Here is a 17,649-nt window from a genome sequence, read left to right as displayed (position 1 = left end):
GCGAGCTCGTGGCGTCCGCTGCGCCGGTCATCCAGGCAGCGTCCGGCGCCGCGCGAGGCCATGCAGCCCTGATGCGACGAGATGCCGCACAGTCAATTGGTCGCATGGGAGAGCGCGAGATCGCGAGTCCCCTCGTGCGCATGACTGACGTGGCGGACCGCCGGCGCCACGGCGGGCCGAGCGCCGCGCTGCGCGTGCCGCGGCGCTCGACGCTGGCCGCGCGCTCTGCGATCGTCGCCGGCGATGCACAGGACCGAGCGCCTCTTCGCGCTGATGGACGTTCTCCGGCGCCACCGGCGCCCGGTCACCGCGGCGCAGCCAGCGGTCGACCCCGACAGCGGGACGCTGTCCCCGGTCGGCTACGCGCCGACGCAGGGCAAGGCGCCGTGCCATTTCCGGATGGCGCCGACGGGCAAGCTGCTGCTCGTCGCGAACCAGGGCTCGAGCAACATCGTCGCGTTTCACGTGGACGAGGCGACAGGCGCCCTCCGGCCCACCGGCCGCGTCACCGAGGTCCCCGAGCCCACCTGCGTCGGGATCGCGGCCTCGCCGGGCCCGTGACCGCGCGCCGCACAGCACGCCTCGGGCTCGTCGCTGCGGCGCTCGCCGCGTCGGCGCTCGTCGCTGCGGCGCGCCCCGCGCGCGCGTCGTCCGGCGAGCAGACCGCGTCGCTGAGCTGGGTGCGGCTCGCCGGCGCCGAGGCGTGCGTCGGGGCGCGCGCGCTCGCGCAGGCGGTGGAGGCGCGCCTCGGGCGCGCGGCGCTCGTCTCGGCCGCCCGCGCCGAGCTCACCGTCGAAGGGCGCATCGAGCCGGGGGGCACGGGCGGGTGGCGCGCGGTGATCGCGGTCGCCGACGCGGGCGGCGCGGTGCTCGGGACGCGCGAGATCGCGACGGCGTCGCCGCGCTGCAGCGCGATCGACGACGAGCTCGCCCTGGCCATCGCGCTCATGATCGACCCCAGCGCGAAGCTGTCCCCCGGCGCGCCGCCTCCGCTGGTCGCGCCGGCGCCGCCTCCAGCGCCGTCGCCCGCGCCCTCGCCGCCGGCGCCGCAGGTCATCGTGCAGCGCGTCCTGGTCCCGGTCCCGCCGCCGGCACCTCCGCCGCCGGCGCCGTGGCGCGTCGAGGTCGGCGCCGGCCCGCTCTTCGGGCTCGGTCTCCTGCCCTCGCCCGGCATCGCCGCCGCGCTCCGCGCGCGCCTCACGCCCCCCCGGTTCTGGTCGTTCGAGGTCGGGGGGGCGATCTGGCTCCCGAACGAGGCGACCACCGGCGCCTCGTCGACGCGCTTCTCCTGGGGCGAGGGGTTCGTGTCCGCGTGCCCCGTCTCGCTCGGGGGCGAGACGCGGCTCTCCGCGTGCGCGGGCGTCCGCCTCGGCGCGCTCCAGGTCGGCGGCCTCGGGTTCGGCGTCGACCGCGCCGACGAGCGCCTGACCGCGGGCGGCGCGCTCGACGTCCGCCTCACCCGGCAGCTCGCCGGCCCGCTCACCGTGGGGGGCGGGCTCGGGCTGATCGTGCCGATCGTGCGTGACACCTTCTACTACATCGACGCGCAGGGCCGGGACCGCGAGGTGTTCCGGATGGCGCCGCTCGCCGGGGTGGCGGACGTCGTTCTTGGCATCGATTTTCCGTGATGTTCCCGTGACTTCCGCTGATTTTGCTGATTCGAAGCCCGGCGTCGCTTTTCTTTCAGAAAACCGCGCGCTCGCGACCATCAAGGTCAGGGCCCGGCTTCCTTGCGCCCCGGCCTCTCGCGATGACCCTCGAGGAGATTTTCGAAGAGAACGCGGCGTACGTGTGGCGCGTGCTGCGGAGGCTCGGCGTCGGCGAGGCCGACGTCGAGGACGTCTGTCAGGAAGTCTTCCTCACGGTGCATCGGAAGCTCGACACCTTCGACGGCAGCTCGGCGCTGCGCACGTGGCTCTACGGCATCTGCCTGCGGCTCGCGTCGGAGTACCGGCGGCGGCCGCACCGGCGGCGCGAGGAGGTGGCCGCGGCCGTTCCCGAGCCGGTCATGGCGGCGCCGCAGGACGAGACGCTCGATCGCCGCCGCGCGCTCGACCGGCTCGACGCGGCGCTCGATCAGCTCGACGACGGCAAGCGCGCGGTGTTCGTCCTGCACGAGATCGAGCAGGTGCCCATGGCGGAGATCGCGAAGGCGGTGGGGTGCCCGCTGCAGACGGCGTACTCGCGGCTGCGCGCGGCCCGGGCGCAGATCGAGGCGGCGATGCGCCGGTACGAGCTCGGCGCGTCGCGGGTCGGGGCCGCGCGGATCACCGAGGGGAGCAACGTATGAGCGGCGATCCTCGCAAGCAGATCGGCTCGGAGGGCGGCTCGGACGTGCTCCGCCTGGCCCTCGATGCGGCCCGGCGCGACGCGCCGGACAAGGCGCAGCTCGCGCGCCTCGCGGCGCGGCTGCCGCTCCACCCTCCGGGCGGACCGGGCGGCGGCAAGGACCCCGGCGGCCCCGCGGACGGCGGTGGACCGGCGACCGGCGGCGGCGCGGGCGCCCCGGCGACCGGCGGCGGCGCGGGCGCCCCGGCGACACACGCTCCGGCGGGGACCGCCGCGATGGGGGCTGTCGCACCGCCGTCGGTGCTCTCTGGCCTGGCGGTCGGCGCGGCGCTCGGCGTCGTCCTCGTCGGGGCGGTGTGGCTCATGCCGTCGCGCTCGCAGCCGCCGCCCGGCGCGCCGCTGGCGCCGCCCGGCGCGGCGGTGGTCGCGGTCGCAGCCACGGCGGGGGCCGCGGCGTCCGCCGCGGGGGCGCCGGAGGTGCCCGCGGAGGCGCCCCCCGCTGCGGAACCGCCGCGCGCGCGTGCTCCGGAGCCGCCGCCCGCGCGCGCGTCCGCCGTGACGACCGGCGCGCCGCTGCCCGCGCGCGCGTCCGCAGCGACGACCGGCGCGCCGGCGGCGGGCGGCTCGGCGCAGGCGGCGCTGCCCGACGCGGAGACGGAGCTCGGCCTGCTGCAGCGCGCCCAGGACGCGCTCGCGGCGCGCCCTGCGGAGGCGCTCGCGCTCGCCGACGCCCACCTCGCGCGCTTCCCGGGCGGCGCGCTCGCCCAGGAGCGCGAGGTGATCGCGGTCGGCGCCCTGAAGGCGCTCGGCCGCGGCGGCGAGGCGCTCGCGCGCGCGAACCGCTTCGTCGCGGCGCACCCGAGCTCCGCCTACCGCCGCAGGCTCGAGATCCTCGTTCCGGAGCTGAGAGGCGCGCAGCGGTGACAGCAGGCCGCGGGCTGCCGTCGCCCCGGCGAGGCCAGGGCGCTGATCGGCGGATTTCTCGAGGTGCCCCGCTCACTGCGTTGCCGCACCAGAGGCCGGTTGTAACGACTGCTCTGCTCGCGGCAAAGGCGGCTTCCTCCACGGCACCGGGATCCCGGGGGACCGCCTTGTTCAGGCCCACCGTCGTACCCGAACGAAGATCGATCAGGAGATCATAAAAACAGACGAACGGCGTCATTCATGGAGTGACAACGGGCCGCGCTGACAGGCCCGGGGAGATACGAATGCGACGCCTCGTGAACACATCCATTTCATTGTTCTTTGGGCTGATGATGCTCCAGACCTTCGGCGCCGGATGCACCGCCCTGGTGGAGGTCGGCGACGACAGCGACGACGGCGGCGGTCAAGCGGCCGGGCCCGATGATGACGCCCATGGGACCGGCAGCGGCGGCGTCGGCGGCAACTCCAGCACCGGGAGTAGCTCGTCGGTCGGGAATGGCGGCAACCCCAGCACCGGGGGCGGCTGGTCGGTCGGGAATGGCGGCAACTCCAGCACCGGGGACGCCTCGTCGGTCGGCGCCGGCGGTTCCGCCTCGACCGGGAGCGGCTCCTGGCCGGCGACGGCCGGCGCGATCGCGCTCCTCAGGAATGAGTTCCCCGGAGAGCCCGAGAGCAGTGGCTCGGCCGGCGGGCCGGGCACTTCTCCGGACGATCTCTTCATCATCTTCGGCGTCCCGGTGAGCTCCTGCGCGGATCCATCCCGGTACTACGGCTGCGACAACTGGGCGCTGGGTATCGCCATTCCCCCTGCGCTGCAGGTGCCCGGCATCATTGATCTGAGCGCGCCGGAGGTGTTGTACTCGTTCTACACTGTGACCCGCCCCGACAGGGGCGACGGCGGCTGCTGGTCGGGCTCCGGCGACTTGAGGTCCGGCACGATGGAGATCGTGAGCATCGACGCCGCGGAGGTCGTGGTCCGGCTGAGCGGCACCGATACCCAGGACATCGACGCCAACGGCGAATACACCGCAGCTCGATGCCCCTGACGTCCCTGGCTCCGTGACGGAGAAGAATCCTCTCGTCGAGGGGTTGGCGATTCCCAGGCGAACGAGACGTCCGCTCATTTCGATCCACGTCACGCGCTGATCGACGTTCCTGCGCGGTGATTCAGCCCGTGCTCGGTGCGCAGCGTCGCCCGGTACGCCATGGGCGGCGCGCCCGTGGCCTCGAGGAACCGCCGGGCGAGCGTGGCCCGCGAGACGCCCACCGTTCGCGCCAGGGTGTCGACTCCTCCCGGGCCTGTTTGTAAAGAATCTTTAAAAATGGATCTCTGGGCCGCGCCGAACGTTGAACATCGTTTTTGTTCAGCTACATCATCGCTCGTCTGAGGTCGCTCCTGGCACCGCCTGACGTCCCCAGGGCGCGGCCTTACGCGCCGGGCGGCTCGGATGGCTCCGCGACCACAGCTGAAGAGTGGATGAAACGCGCCGCTTTCCTGCTCGTGGCCGCGCGCCACGGCCGGGCGCTGCGCTTGCAACGGAGAAAGCTCGATGGGACGCTCGAAGATGGGGCTGCTGCTCGCGTGCGGCGTCGGAATGGCGCTGTTCGCCGGGGGGTGCTCGCAGGCAGAGGACGAGATTCCGGAGCCCCTCGATGAAGCTTCGCAATCGCTCGCCCTGGCGGATCGGCTCGCTGAGTGCGCGCAGGATCCGCGCGTGGTCGCCGGGCTCGTCTCGCAGGACATCTGCGCGGGCGCGGGTGTCTTCTTCCACGAGACGTTCGAGGGCAACGGCCGCACCTGCGGCACCTGCCACCCCGTGGCCAACAACACGACGCTCGACGTGCCGTTCATCCAGGCCCTCGACCAGACCAACCCCGATGACCCGCTCTTCGTGTTCCGGCAGGTGCCGGAGCTCGCCGAGCTCGAGACCTCGGATCTGCTGGACGACGCGGCCATCCTCGAGAACGTCGACGGCTTCGCCGATCCGACGCACCGGTTCGTCTCGCGCGGGGTGAACCACGTCCTCTCGCTCAGCACCAGCATCCGGGCGGATTCGGGGGACGGCACCACCAATCCCCCCACGGAGCGGACCGGCTGGGGCGGGGACGGCTCGAGCGACGGCACGCTGCGCGGCTTCCTCAAGGACGCGATCACCCAGCACTTTCCCAAGCGCCTCGCCCGCGAGCCGGGCGTCGATTTCCGGTTGCCGACACCGGAAGAAGAGGACGTGACCCTGGCCTTCCAGCTCAGCCTGGGCCGGCTGAACGAGCTCGATCTGGCGAGCGTTCGCCTGTTCGACGCGGAGGCGGAGGATGGCCGGCAAGCGTTCATGGACCCAAACCGCGGCCGCTGCAACTTGTGCCACCACAACGCCGGCGCGAACTTCCAGGACACCGGCAACAACCGCAACTTCGACACCGGCACGCGCACCAAGGGGTCGCCGCTCAACGGGGGCAGCTTCGGGGGCGAGTTCCTCGCGGACGGCGGCTTCGGCGGGCGAGACCTGCCGGCGCCCGACTTCGATGCCACGGGCATCGGCTTCCCCAACTCGTTCGGCAACGGCACCTTCAACCCGCCGCCCCTCATCGAGGCCGCGGACACGCCGCCCTTCTTCCACAACAACCTGCAGATCAACGACAAGGCGGCTCCGGGCCTCACCGACGCCGTCACGTTCTACGCCTCGACGCCCTTCCTCTTCTCTCCCGCCGCCCAGGAGCTCGAGCAGCGCTTCGGGACGCCGCTCAACCTCGTGCCGCTCGACGCGCTCGCCATCGCTCGCTTCCTGCGCGCGCTGAACGCCGTCTTCAACGCCGACATCGCGAAGCAACGGCTGGACGCCGCGCGGGTGCTCGTCGACCAGTTCGCGAACACGCGCGCCGACGTGCAGCAGAAGCTGATGGAGCTCGCCCGCGTCGAGATCGACGACGCCATCGAGGTGATGGCCCCGATGACGCTGTATCCAGCCGCGGCGCAGCAGCTCGACCTCGCGCGCGCCGAGATCGCCCAGGGCCTCGCGGCGAGCTCGGCGGTCGAGCGCCGCAACCGCATCGTGAACGCGACCGCGCGCGTGACGACCGCCCGGGCCCAGTTCGGTCAGAACATCACCTTCGTGCTCGGCCAGGGCAACCTGATGTACTGAGCGCGGCCGTGGCGCCGCGCCCCCGCGCCGCCACGCCCCTCCCGCCCACCGAAGAGCCCGCCACCCGTCGGGAATGACCCGGGCGTGACGTGATCCCACCCAACCTCCAGTGCGCCGGGATAAACCGGCACGGAGACGGGTATGCGGAGACCTACGTCGAAGGGCCCCTCAGTCGATCGCGAACGTCGACAGGCGGGCGGCTCCACGGAAGACGAGGTAGACGTCGTGTCGCCCGTAAGCGCCGTCGAGCTCGGCGGTCGCGGTGGCGTAGGCGTACACGTCGCCCGTGCTCGGCACGACGGCGGTCCCAACCACCTTGCCGCGGACCGGATCGTCGAGCCGGATCTCGACGAGCGCGTCGCCCGCCTCGGCGCGGGCGAACCCGCCGCTGAAGTGGCTGGCACCGCTGCCCAGCTCCACATCGGAGAAGCGGAGCCAGTCGCCCGCGGTGGCGCCCACGGCATCGCCCCACTCCTTGCTCTCGTCGACCAGCTCGATGCCGGCGTAGTCGTCGAAGTCGAGCGCTCGCGTCTCGCGGGCAAGGTCGCGCGCCGGGATGCGCTCGCCGCGCACGCGCACGACCGCGCTCCGGCGGATGTCGGCCGAGGAGGAGCCGACCATCAGCTCGACGCCAGCCGCCTCGAGGACCCAGCGGCTCCGGGTCACGTCCCAGTGGGCGAGGTCGGAGGCGGCGAAAGCGAGCTCGACCGTCCGCTTCTCGCCCGGCGCGAGACGGATCCGCCGAAACGCCCGCAGCTGCTTGGCGGGCTGCGGATCGCGCGACGATGGCTGGCGGCTGTAGAGCTGAACGACCTCGTCGCCGGCCCGCAGGCTCGTGTTCGTGACGTCGACGCGCACCGAGATCTGGTCGCCGGCCTGGACCGACGAGGCGCTCAGCTGGAGGTTGTCGTACCCAAAGGTCGAATACGACAGCCCGTACCCGAACGGATAGAGCGGATCACCGTCGAAGTAGAGATAGGTCCGCCGGGCCTTGATGATGTCGTAATCGAGGACGTCCGGCAGGTCGTCCGCCGAGCGGTACCAGGTCTGGGTCAGTCGCCCGGCAGGGTTGTGGTCGCCGAAAAGGACGTCGGAGATGGCATTGCCGGTTTCCTGGCCCGCATGGGTGGTCCACAGGATGGCGGGGACGTGGAGCTTCTCCCACGGGATGGTCATCGGATAGCTGGTCTCCATCACGAGGATGGTGCGCGGATTGGCGGCGAGCACCGCCCGTACCAGGGCGGACTGCCGGTCGGCCAGGGCCATCGACGTGCGGTCGTGATCCTCCCGCCCGTTGATGAACGGCATACTGCCAACGACGACCACGGCGGCGTCGGCGCCTGTCGCCGCGCGCACGGCCTCGTCGACGCCGCTCCGGACCACGTCGACCGCGAAGTGAGCCGCGTTGGCCGCCTCGGTCGCGGTCAGGGCGAGCGCGCCGTCCTCGGCGATCGTCAGGTAGACCTCGGGGCCGGCCCAGTCGAATGCCTTCTCGTATCCGGCGTAGCGGATGACGTGCGTGCCGTCGCTCTGCGGCTCGAGGACGAACTGCTGCTGGACGAACCAGCCGTACGGCTGGGCGGCGCGGTTCGCGAAGTTGGGGCCGAAGTTGAAGCGGTCGACCACCTTGCCGTTGGCCGCGCTGCGCAACGTGACGATGCCCTGCCCCCAGTCGAACACGTCGAACTCCTCGGTGGGACCCGCGCTGGCCGCGCCGACGCGCAGGATGTCCCCGTCCTCGTCCGCGCCGGCGGTCACGTAGCGGCCGCTCGCGACGTCGCGCAGCACGATCCGGTCCACGCCCTCGCTGGAGAGGACAGTGGCGCCGCTGAGCCGCTCGCGGATGCCGTCCAGGGGCGTGACCCGGTACGGCAGCGCCCCGGAGTACCAGTCCGTGTAGAGCGTGTCCGAGAGAGGCCCGACGACCGCGATCCGCCGCGTGGCCGACGGGTTCAGCGGCAGGAGGCGACGCCTGTTCGCGAGCAGCACCATGGCCTCGTCGGCGGCCCGGCGGGCCAGCTGGCGGTGCTCCGGGCTGTCGATGACCTCGGGCCCGATGCCGGCGTAGGGACCCCCGTCCGGGTCGAAATCGCCGAGCCGGAGGCGGACGGAAAGGACGTGCTCGACGGAGGCGTCGATGTCCTCCTCGGTGAGAAGCCCTTGCGCGAGCGCCGAGTGGAGAATCTCGATGGTGCGCGCGCTGTTGGCGTCGTCGACGGTGAAGCTGTCCACTCCGGCCAGGAGCGTGGCCGCGAAGGCCTCCTCGCTCGTGGCGAAGTACTTCTGCGAGGCGCTCAAGTTGTTGGGGGCCCAGGCGTCGGACACGTTGTAGAGCGTCTTCTCCGTCCAGCTCCGCACGACCTCGCCGACATCCGGGTTGACGGTGCACGGCCTGCCGTTGACCAGGTTGTAAGATGTCATGACGCCGGTCACGGCGTCGGCGGCGATGGGTATCTTGAAGGCCAGCTCGTCATACTCGTGCTTCACGCGGGGGCGCAGATTCGACGACGTGGTGTCACGATGAATCTCGTTGTTGTTGGCGAGATAGTGCTTGATGACCGGCGCGGTCTTCAGGTAGAGCGGGTCGTCCCCTTCGAGGCCGCGCCCGTATGCGGTGGCGATCGCGCCGGAGAGGAGCGGGTCCTCGGAATAGCCCTCCTCGTTGCGCCCCCAGCGGGGGTCGCGCAGGAGGTTGACCACGGGCGCCCACACCTGCAGACCCCAGACGCGAGGGGCGAGCGCGTGATAGCCGCGAACTTCGGCTCCGACAGCCTCGCCGACCTGCCGGATGAGATCCGTGTTCCAGGTCGTCGCCAGGCCGATCGCCTGCGGGAACACCGTGCCGGTAGCCGTCACGACGGCGCCGCCGTTGTCGCGATCGGTGGACCAGGCCACTCCGTGCAGCCCCTCGGTGCCGGCCTTGAAGTCCGGAATGCCGAGCCGCGGAATGGCAGGCTGAAACTGATGCAGGAGCGAGATCTTCTCGTCGAGCGTGAGCCGGCCGAGGAGGTCGCGGACGCGGATCTCGATCCCCAGACCGGGATCCTGGAACGGCAGCATGTCACTCGCGCTCGAGTCCGAGGGGTGAAACGAAAGCGCGAGGACGAACGGAACGGAAGCAACGATTGAGCGAAATCTCTTCATCGGTCGTCTCCTTTGGGACCGGGCGCCGTGGTTGAGCCCTTCTCTTCCAGCGTGATGACCAGCTCGCCGCCGGTCGCCCTGACCAGCGCTCCCCGCGCGTGCTCCGCGCTCTCCCCGCCTTCAACGGCCGCGACGCGGCGGTTGACGAGGAGAACGTTCCAGGCACCTGGGGCGCCCGCGGCCTCCACCCGCACCACCGGGCCGTCCCGGGACGTGGTGAACGTCGTGACCGCGTCCCCGTCCGCGCCCGGGATCACGGTGGTGACGCGGGCGCCGTCCGCCGGCTCGTACACGCGCAGCGTTACACCATCCGCGTGGTCGTAATCGGGACGGTCCTCCACCGCGCCCTCGGGGATCACCGCCCCCGGCCGGACGAGCAGCGGCACGCTGTCGAACCCGTGGCGCTCGCGCACCCAGCGGCCGCCCTCGACGCGCTCCCCGGTGAGGTAGTGCGTCCAAACGCCGCGCGGCACATAGTAGGAGAGCTCCCCGTCGGCGGAGAAGACAGGCGCCACAAGCAGGTCGTCGCCCAGCATGTACTGCCGCTCGAGATGCGTGCAGGCCGGGTCGTCCGGGAACTCGACGACCATCGCGCGCATCATCGGCAGGCCCTCGCCGTACGCCTGCCGCGCGGCCCCGGCCAGGTAGGGCATCAGCCGCATCTTCAGCCGGCTGAAGCGCCGCAGGACCTCCACGGACTCCTCGTCGAACAGCCATGGCACCCGGTAGGAGCGGCTTCCGTGCAGCCGGCTGTGCGACGATAGCAGCCCGAACGCGATCCATCGTTTGAACAGCGCCGGGTCGGGGGTGCCCTCGAATCCGCCGATGTCGTGGCTCCAGAAGCCGAATCCCGACATGCCCAGCGACAGGCCGCCCCGCAGGCTCTCCCCCATGCCCTCGAACGTCGACTCGCAGTCGCCGCCCCAGTGCACCGGGAACTGCTGCCCGCCCGCCGTGGCCGAGCGGGCGAACACGATCGCCTCGCCCTCGCCGCGCCGCTTGCGCAAGAGCTCGAACACCGTCTGGTTGTAGAGATAAGCGTAGTAGTTGTGCGCGCGGTCCGGGTCGGACCCGTCGTGGTAGACGACGTCGGTGGGGATGCGCTCGCCGAAGTCGGTCTTGAAGCAGTCCACGCCCATGTCGAGCAGCGCGTCGAGCTTGGCGGCGTACCACGCGCGGGCCTCGGGGTTGGTGAAGTCGACCACGGCCAGGCCCGGCTGCCACAGGTCCCACTGCCACACGTCGCCGCTCGGGCGCCGCAGCAGGTAGCCGCGCGCCCTGCCCTCCTCGAACAGCGGCGAGCGCTGCCCGATGTAGGGGTTGATCCAGACGCAGATGCGCAGGCCGCGCCCCCTGAGCCGGCGCAGCATCCCGGGCGGGTCGGGGAACACGCGCGGATCCCACTCGAAATCGCACCACCGGAACTCGCGCATCCAGAAGCAGTCGAAGTGGAACACGCTGAGCGGCAGGCCCCGCTCGGCCATCCCGTCGATGAACGAGGTGACGGTCGCCTCGTCGTAATCGGTGGTGAACGAGGTGGACAGCCACAGCCCGTACGACCAGCCCGGCACCCTCGCGGGCCGCCCGGTGAGCGCTGTGTACTTGCGCAGGATCTCCCTCGGCGTCGGCCCGTAGATGAGGAAGTAGCGCATCGACTGGCCCTCGACGCTGAACTGCGTCCGCGCCATCGCCTCGGAGGCCACCTCGAACGACACGCGCCCGGGATGGTCGACGAACACGCCGTAGCCCGCGTTGGTGAGGAAGAACGGCGCGTTCTTGTACGCCTGCTCGCTGGACGTGCCGCCGTCGGCGTTCCAGATGTCCACGACCTGGCCGTTCTTGACCAGCGGCCCGAACCGCTCGCCGAGCCCGTACACGAAGTGGTCCACGCCGAGGTCGAGCTGCTCGCGCACGTAGTGGCGGCCGTCGTCGGTGTCGATGATCGCCGTCGCCTTCTGCGCGCTGCCGGTGAGGCGGCGGCCCCGGGCCAGGAAGTCCAGCCTCCACCCCTCGCCGCGCCCGACCCGCACCGACAGCGCGCCGGAGGTCAGCGTGGCCGCCTCCTCGTCCAACGTCACCGCCCCGGTCGGGTCGGTGGCCAGCTCGAACGCCGGGCCGCGGGGCCGCTCGCCCGCGAAGTGCGTGATGGTGACACCGATGACGTCCGGCATCGGGGACGCGCAGGTGACGGTCACCACCGGTCCCTTGAGCAGGTCGCCGCGGTGCCGGATCCGCTGGACGGGCGCGTGCGCGACGAACGACGCCGGCCCGGCGTCGATGTCGAGGACCTCCATCGGGTAGACCGCGTGCACCCCCTTGCGCATCATCCAATAACCGTCGCTGAACTTCATTCCTTGATCGCTCCTGCTGTGAGTCCGCGCGATAGCGTGCGCTGGAAGATGAGGAAGAAGACGATGGTCGGCAGCAGGCCGAGCAGCGCGGCGGCGCTGGACATGGTGGCGTCCATCAGCCGCTGCCCCTGCAGCACGCCGAGCGCGACCGAGACCGTCTGGTTGTCGTTGGAGATGAGGAAGACGAGGGGGATCAGGAACTCGTTCCAGGTCCAGATGAAGAAGAAGACGAGCATCACTGCCAGCGTGGGCCGCACGACCGGCACGATCACCCGCCACAGGATCTGCCACCGGCTGGCGCCGTCTATCCGCGCCGCGTCCAGCAACGGCCGGGGGAACGCCGACATCACCGACGACAGCAGGTAGGTGCCGAACGCGCTCTGGACGACGGCGAACACGATGATCACGCTGATCCGGGTGTCGTAGAGCCCGACCTTGTTGGCCAGGTAGTACAGCGGGTAGACCAGCGACTCCTGCGGCAGCGTGTTGGCCATCAGCAGCAGGACCAGCACCCACATCCGTCCCTTGATCCGGCCGATGCCCAGCGCGTAGGCGTTCAGGACCGACAGCAGGACCGCCAGCACGGCCACCGAGCCGCTGATGAGCAGGCTGTTGAACAGGACGTGGCCGAAGCCGACGCGCTCCCAGAAGTCCTTGATCCCCTCGAGATAGAATCCCTCCGGCGGGGCGAGCGGGCCGTTGGCGGTGTACTCCTCCGGCGTCTTCAGCGCGTTGAAGACCACCACGGCGAAGGGGATCAGCATGATCCCGGCCAGCGCGGCCAGCGCCAGCAGCACCGCGTAGGCCGACGGACCCCGGCGGCGCCGCCGCGGCCGGTTCCGCGCGGGTGCGCTCACCGGGCTCTCGGTCAGCGTCACGGTCACCGCTCCTCCCCCAGCTCACCGCCCTGCAGCCGCAGGAAGGCGATGGTGAGCGCGATGATGATCAGCGTCAGCACTGTGGCGATCGCGGAGCCGTAGCCGACGTCGGTCTTCTCGAAGAAATTGACGTAGGAGTAGTAGGACGGCACGCTGGTCGCGCCTCCCGGGCCGCCCCTGGTGAGCACGAAGATGTGCGGGAACGCCTTGAGCGCAGCGATCGTCGTCCACAGCAGCACCACGAAGATCTCGGGCCTGATCTGCGGGATGGTGACGTGCCAGAAGCGTTGCGCCCACGAGGCCCCGTCGATCTCGGCCGCCTCGTACAGCGAGGGGTCCACGCGCTGCAGCCCGGACATGAAGATCACAAGGGGGAATCCGATCTGGATCCAGACCATGACCCCCATGACGCTCCACAGCGCGGTGGCGGGATCGCCGAGCCAGTCATGCGCGAGCGAGCCGAGCCCGATCGCGTCCAGCAGGACGTTCACCGCGCCGTTCTCGGGGGCGAGCAGCCAACTCCACACGATGCCCGCGATGACGATTGGCAGGACCTGCGGCAGGTAGATGCAGGCGCGCAGGGCGCTGGCGGCGCGCGGGCCGAAGTGCCGGTCGATCAGGTCGGTCAAGACGGCGGCCAGCACGAGGCCGATCATCGTCGGGAGGATCGCCATCCCGACGATGACCAGCGCGTTGTGCCGGAACGACGCCCAGAACTCGCCGTCCGTCGCCAGCTCCCGGTAGTTGTCCAGCCCTACCCACGTCGGGGTGCCGACGCCGGCCCACTCGGTGAAGCTGGTCCCGATGTTCATCAGGAACGGCGCCCCGATGACCCCGGCGAACAGCAGGAGCCCGGGGATCAGGTAGGGCAGGTAGGCGAGCCGGTCACGCCCCGTCAAGCTGCGTGTCGTCACTTGGGCAGGCCGCTGTCGTAGGATCTCTGGATTCCGCTGAGCACCGACTGCGGCGAATCGCCGTTCATGAGCTTCTGGGTATGCGAGACCCACTGATCGTAGAAGCCCGCGACCGGCCAGTCCGGGTAGTACGCCAGGCCGCTCGACTGGGCGAGGGTGTTGAAGTCGTCGTTGAGCTTCTTGGCCCTGGGCTCGGTGATGGCCGAGCTGTCGGCCGCCACCGGCACCGCGCCCGCGTTGCCGAGAATGTTCTGGATCTTCTTCTTCAACGTGATGTCGATGAAGTCGTAGGCGAGCTGCTTGTTCTTCGATCCTGCCGGTACGACCCACAGATTTCCGCCCGATCCGAGGGTCATCTTGGCGCCGGGCCACACGGAGGTACCCCAGTCGAACTTGGCCTCCTTGGACACGCGGCCGAACCACCAGCTCCCGGAGAACATCATCGGGAACTTGCCGCTCATGAACGCTACCCCGGCATCCTCGGCCTTGGCGCTGACCGAGTTCTTGGCGATGTAGCCCTTCGTCACCCAGTCGGCGAACGTGGTCGCCCCGTACGTCCATGCCGGGTCGGTGAAGTCGGCCTTGCCGGTGTAGCGCTGGAACGCGTTCACCCACGGCGGGTCGGCCTTCTCCAGCGCGAGCTGGTAGACGTACTGCTGCGCCATGTACTCGGCGCCGGCGTTCGCCAGCGGCGTGACGCCCTTGGCGACGAACGCGTCCATCGCCTTGGTGAACTCGTCGAACGTGGTCGGGACCTTGACGTCGTATTTCTTGAACAGGTCCTTGTTGTAGTAGACCTGCGTGTACTCGGCGTAGTTGGGGACCCCGTACCACTTGCCGCCGCCCATGATCCCCTTTTCGTCGTACCTGGCGACGGCCTGCACGTTCGGGCTGATCAGCTTGTCCCAGCCGCGCTTGGTGACCTCGGGCGTGAGGTCCTCGAGCAGGCCCTGCTTGGACAACAGCCCGGCGGTCGCGTTACCCTTGTTGTACTCCATGACGTCGGGGGCGCTCTTGGAGTTCATGATCATGGGCGCGGTCTTCTGGATCTGCTCGAAGCCCTTCTCCTCGAGCTTGACCTTCACGCCCGGATGAGTGGCCTCGAACTCCTTGATGGCCTCGTTCCAGGCCACGCCCATGGCGCTCTCGGGAGCCTCGTAGTGCCAGATGCGCAGTTCCTTGCCGCCGGACTCGCCGTCGTCGCTGCGACCGCACGCGGCCAGCGTCAGGGTCCCTGCGGCGAGCAGCGCTGCGCCCGTGACTCTTGTGATCATAAATTTCCTCCGGGGTGAGAAACGGGCATCGGCCCTCCTTTTCGAAGCGCTTCGAGTGCCGAGATGATAAACGACATGTGAACGTTCACACAACAAGGAAACCCAACAAAGTGCTGGTCACGCGTTCACCTGGGAGAGTGTGGGCGACGTCGCCGCCAGGCGCACCTGGAGGCAGCGGCCATGAAGCTCGCGTCCATCATGCTCGACAGCGCATAGGGCCCCGCGCCTGGCCGCTTCACTCGGATCCCGATCCTGCTCTTGCCCAGGTATTCGCGGCAGGTTTTTCCGATACGAGGTTCCTGATCAACACCAGCTACCCCAGGAGGTCACTCCGCTGGCTGCGGAGCCCTCCGTGCCAATGTGCCTGAAACACCGACCCTCGATGCGCGTACTGTCGGAGGGCGAGTCCGGAGCGTTTGATGAAAGAAGAGCAGCCCTCTCAGCAGACGAGCCAGGCGCATTGTGCGCTCCGCGCGCGATTCTCCGTGCGATGCGCAGCCACGCCCGGATCCGGCGGCCGCGCGCACTGGCGCGCGGCGGAGGCAGGCGGCCTTCATGAAAGGGGGTTTGCCAGGCGGATCGGTTGTGCCGAAGATGGCATCACGCTGCGCCGTGGGGTGAGGCCCACGTCGCGTCACGACAGCTCTCTCTTGCGTTGGAGCAGGTGGATGAACGTACGACTCGTTGCAGGTCTTTTCGTGCTGGCGCTGTCGGCTGCCGCGGGCTGCGGAGACGATGACGGCCAGGTCGGCGCCGGCGGCAATGGCGGCTCCGGCGGCGCTGGCGGTGGCGGCGGCGTCGACGCCACGAGCACCGGAACTGGCACCGGCGGTGGCGGCGGCGGCGGCGCCGAGCCCACCGGCGGTGGCGGTGCTGGCGGCGCCGAGCCCACCGGCGGTGGCGGTGCTGGCGGCGCCGAGCCCACCGGCGGTGGCGGTGCTGGCGGCGCCGAGCCCACCGGCGGTGGCGGTGCTGGCGGCGCCGAGCCAACCGGCACCGGTGGCGGCGGAGGCGGCGGTGCCGAGCCAACCGGCACCGGTGGCGGCGGCGGCGCCGAGCCAACCGGCGGTGGCGGTGCTGGCGGCGCCGAGCCCACCGGCGGAGGCGGCGGCGGCGCCGAGCCAACCGGCACCGGTGGCGGAGGCGGCGCCGAGCCAACCGGCACCGGAGGCGGCGGCGGCGCCGAGCCAACCGGCACCGGTGGCGGCGGAGGCGGCGCCGAGCCAACCGGCACCGGTGGCGGCGGCGGCGCCGAGCCAACCGGCACCGGAGGCGGCGGCGGCGCCGAGCCAACCGGCACCGGTGGCGGCGGAGGCGGGCCGGCGGGCGCGCTGTACGAGGCCTGCGCGATGGACGATGAGTGCACCGGGGACATCTGCCTCTCCGAGGAGGAACTTGGATACCCGTCCGGGCTCTGCTCGGACCTGTGTGAGCCCGCGGCCGAGCCAACGCCGGGCGGAGAGTGCGACGGCGGGGTCTGTCTTGATATCTTCGATGGCGTGGGCGCGTGCCTGGCGCTCTGCAGCGCGTCGTCGGAGTGCCGCGACGGTTATGCCTGCGAGGACATCGGCGGTGGCATCCGGGCCTGCGTCCCGAGGTGCACCTCGAACGCGCAGTGCCCCTCGCTCGGCGTGTGCGACACCCTGAGCGGCGTCTGCACGCCAGGCGAGACGGACTGCGCGAACCACGAGGACGACGACGGGGACGGGTCCTACGACTGCGCGGACACCGACTGCGCCGCGACCTGCACCCCGATCGCCGAGGCCGCCTGCGCGAGCGCGACACCGATCGTCTCGACGACGATCCACGGCGACACGTCGGGGGGCACGAGCGGGCTGGAAGGGACCTGCTACCTCGGCAACACGGGGCACGGACCGGAGGAGATCCACCTGTTCACGCCGCCCGCCGGGCAGTCGGGCACGCTCGTTGTCGAGCTCGAGTCGCCGACCGAGCATAGCGTCTATGCCCGTAGCTCGTGCGCGGACATGCTCTCCGAGATCGACTGCTCCGACGAGAACTACCCCCACGATGGTTTGCCCGACGAAGAGCGGATCGAGATCCACGTGAGCGACGGCCAGACCGTGCCGATCGTCGTCGACTCCTATGAGCCGCGGGAGGCCGGTCCCTACACCCTGAACGTCAGCTTCACGCCGGTCGTCTGCGGCGACGGGACCGTCGGCTCGGCCGAGCAATGCGACGACGGCAACACCACGAGCGGCGATGGCTGCTCCGCCACGTGCGCCTACGAGCCCGACGTGCTGTGCGAGAACGCGGTCGAGCTCGTGATCGGCGAGAACACGGGCAACACGGCGACCGGCCCCTCGGTGTTCGAGGGCAGCTGCCTCCGATGGGACGCGCCGGAGACGATCCACAGGTTCACGCCGCCGAGCGACGGCACGCTCACGCTGACGCTGTCCGCCGAGACCGACCTGGGCATCTACCTGCGCGAGAGTTGCGCGGACTTCGGCTCCGAGCTCGCGTGCGTCGACGACGAAGGCCGCGGCCATGACGAGACGCTCGTGATCGATGTCACCGGCGGCGAGCCCCTGTTCGTCATCGTCGACACCTACACGTCGATCAACAGCGGCCCCTACACGCTCACCGTCGCCTTCACCCCCGCTCCCTGAGGTCGACGCTGCCGTCGCGGGCGCTCACCGTGGGACCCGATTGGCAGGAGTTCAGGCTGCCTTTCGACACTTTCCCTCTTGACCACCTGTCGGTTGCCAGCGTCGAGT

At 70.6% G+C, this 17,649-nt stretch carries 13 protein-coding genes; 7 read left to right on the top strand and 6 right to left on the bottom strand.

The genetic code is table 11. The features are described 5' to 3' along the window. Positions 1-243 precede the first annotated feature (243 nt). The 5 genes from WME97_RS35275 (at position 244) to WME97_RS35255 (ending at position 4,259) form a co-directional block, all read left to right on the top strand. Entirely contained in the window at positions 244-561 is a 318-nt protein-coding gene (locus tag WME97_RS35275) for a lactonase family protein (protein WP_437544191.1), read from the top strand. Continuing rightward, positions 558-1,628, top strand: coding sequence for a hypothetical protein (locus WME97_RS35270; protein WP_437544190.1), 1,071 nt, complete (start codon positions 558-560; stop codon positions 1,626-1,628). The genes WME97_RS35275 and WME97_RS35270 overlap by 4 nt, the downstream gene beginning before the upstream one ends. Positions 1,629-1,750: 122 nt before the next feature. Next, positions 1,751-2,290, top strand: a complete 540-nt coding sequence (locus tag WME97_RS35265) for an RNA polymerase sigma factor (RefSeq protein ID WP_437544189.1) — start codon at positions 1,751-1,753, stop codon at positions 2,288-2,290. Beyond that, positions 2,287-3,213, top strand: coding sequence for a hypothetical protein (locus tag WME97_RS35260; RefSeq protein WP_437544188.1), 927 nt, complete (start codon positions 2,287-2,289; stop codon positions 3,211-3,213). The genes WME97_RS35265 and WME97_RS35260 overlap by 4 nt, the downstream gene beginning before the upstream one ends. Positions 3,214-3,509: 296 nt before the next feature. Further along, the gene (locus WME97_RS35255; protein WP_437544186.1) at positions 3,510-4,259 is read left to right on the top strand and encodes a hypothetical protein; all 750 of its coding nucleotides are present in this window, start codon (positions 3,510-3,512) and stop codon (positions 4,257-4,259) included. A gap of 89 nt (positions 4,260-4,348) precedes the next feature. Here WME97_RS35255 and WME97_RS35250 read toward each other — a convergent pair whose 3' ends face one another. Beyond that, positions 4,349-4,480, bottom strand: a complete 132-nt coding sequence (locus WME97_RS35250; RefSeq protein ID WP_437544184.1) for a hypothetical protein — start codon at positions 4,478-4,480, stop codon at positions 4,349-4,351. Positions 4,481-4,763: 283 nt separating this feature from the next. On the opposite strand from WME97_RS35250, the gene WME97_RS35245 reads away from it, so the two are divergent. Continuing rightward, a complete protein-coding gene (locus WME97_RS35245; RefSeq protein WP_437544182.1) occupies positions 4,764-6,353 on the top strand; it encodes a hypothetical protein in 1,590 nt (529 codons plus the stop codon). 168 nt (positions 6,354-6,521) lie between these two features. Here the strand turns inward: WME97_RS35245 and WME97_RS35240 are convergent, their stop codons facing one another. From WME97_RS35240 to WME97_RS35220, 5 genes are all read right to left on the bottom strand, one after another. Continuing rightward, complete coding sequence (locus WME97_RS35240) at positions 6,522-9,497, bottom strand: glycoside hydrolase family 3 C-terminal domain-containing protein (protein ID WP_437544180.1); 2,976 nt, start codon at positions 9,495-9,497, stop codon at positions 6,522-6,524. Continuing rightward, positions 9,494-11,848, bottom strand: a complete 2,355-nt coding sequence (gene yicI / locus WME97_RS35235; RefSeq protein WP_437544178.1) for an alpha-xylosidase — start codon at positions 11,846-11,848, stop codon at positions 9,494-9,496. Before yicI ends, WME97_RS35240 begins: the two co-directional genes overlap by 4 nt. Next, positions 11,845-12,612, bottom strand: a complete 768-nt coding sequence (locus tag WME97_RS35230) for a carbohydrate ABC transporter permease (protein ID WP_437555552.1) — start codon at positions 12,610-12,612, stop codon at positions 11,845-11,847. Before WME97_RS35230 ends, yicI begins: the two co-directional genes overlap by 4 nt. 116 nt (positions 12,613-12,728) lie before the next feature. Then, positions 12,729-13,625, bottom strand: coding sequence for a carbohydrate ABC transporter permease (locus tag WME97_RS35225; RefSeq protein WP_437544176.1), 897 nt, complete (start codon positions 13,623-13,625; stop codon positions 12,729-12,731). 11 nt (positions 13,626-13,636) lie between these two features. Beyond that, positions 13,637-14,914 carry an ABC transporter substrate-binding protein gene (locus WME97_RS35220; RefSeq protein ID WP_437544175.1) on the bottom strand — a complete coding sequence of 426 codons (1,278 nt, stop codon included), beginning with the start codon at positions 14,912-14,914 and terminating at the stop codon, positions 13,637-13,639. A gap of 668 nt (positions 14,915-15,582) precedes the next feature. Here WME97_RS35220 and WME97_RS35215 point away from each other — a divergent pair. Further along, a complete protein-coding gene (locus WME97_RS35215; RefSeq protein ID WP_437544173.1) occupies positions 15,583-17,541 on the top strand; it encodes a DUF4215 domain-containing protein in 1,959 nt (652 codons plus the stop codon). The last annotated feature ends 108 nt before the right edge of the window (positions 17,542-17,649 follow it).

Origin of the sequence: Sorangium sp. So ce367 (assembly GCF_051520455.1) — a bacterium.
Taxonomy (GTDB): Bacteria; Myxococcota_A; Polyangia; order Polyangiales; family Polyangiaceae; genus Sorangium; species Sorangium cellulosum_B.
This window is presented reverse-complemented; position numbering and strand designations above follow the sequence as displayed.

Bases quoted from the DNA above. Each gene is read 5' to 3' on its own strand.
- WME97_RS35230 (WP_437555552.1), bottom strand. From the start codon at position 12,612: ATGCTGATCCCCTTCGCCGTGGTGGTCTTCAACGCGCTGAAGACGCCG.
- WME97_RS35275 (WP_437544191.1), top strand. From the start codon at position 244: ATGCACAGGACCGAGCGCCTCTTCGCGCTGATGGACGTTCTCCGGCGC.
- WME97_RS35260 (WP_437544188.1), top strand. From the start codon at position 2,287: ATGAGCGGCGATCCTCGCAAGCAGATCGGCTCGGAGGGCGGCTCGGAC.
- WME97_RS35220 (WP_437544175.1), bottom strand. From the start codon at position 14,914: ATGATCACAAGAGTCACGGGCGCAGCGCTGCTCGCCGCAGGGACCCTG.
- WME97_RS35245 (WP_437544182.1), top strand. From the start codon at position 4,764: ATGGGACGCTCGAAGATGGGGCTGCTGCTCGCGTGCGGCGTCGGAATG.
- yicI (WP_437544178.1), bottom strand. From the start codon at position 11,848: ATGAAGTTCAGCGACGGTTATTGGATGATGCGCAAGGGGGTGCACGCG.
- WME97_RS35240 (WP_437544180.1), bottom strand. From the start codon at position 9,497: ATGAAGAGATTTCGCTCAATCGTTGCTTCCGTTCCGTTCGTCCTCGCG.
- WME97_RS35215 (WP_437544173.1), top strand. From the start codon at position 15,583: ATGAACGTACGACTCGTTGCAGGTCTTTTCGTGCTGGCGCTGTCGGCT.
- WME97_RS35265 (WP_437544189.1), top strand. From the start codon at position 1,751: ATGACCCTCGAGGAGATTTTCGAAGAGAACGCGGCGTACGTGTGGCGC.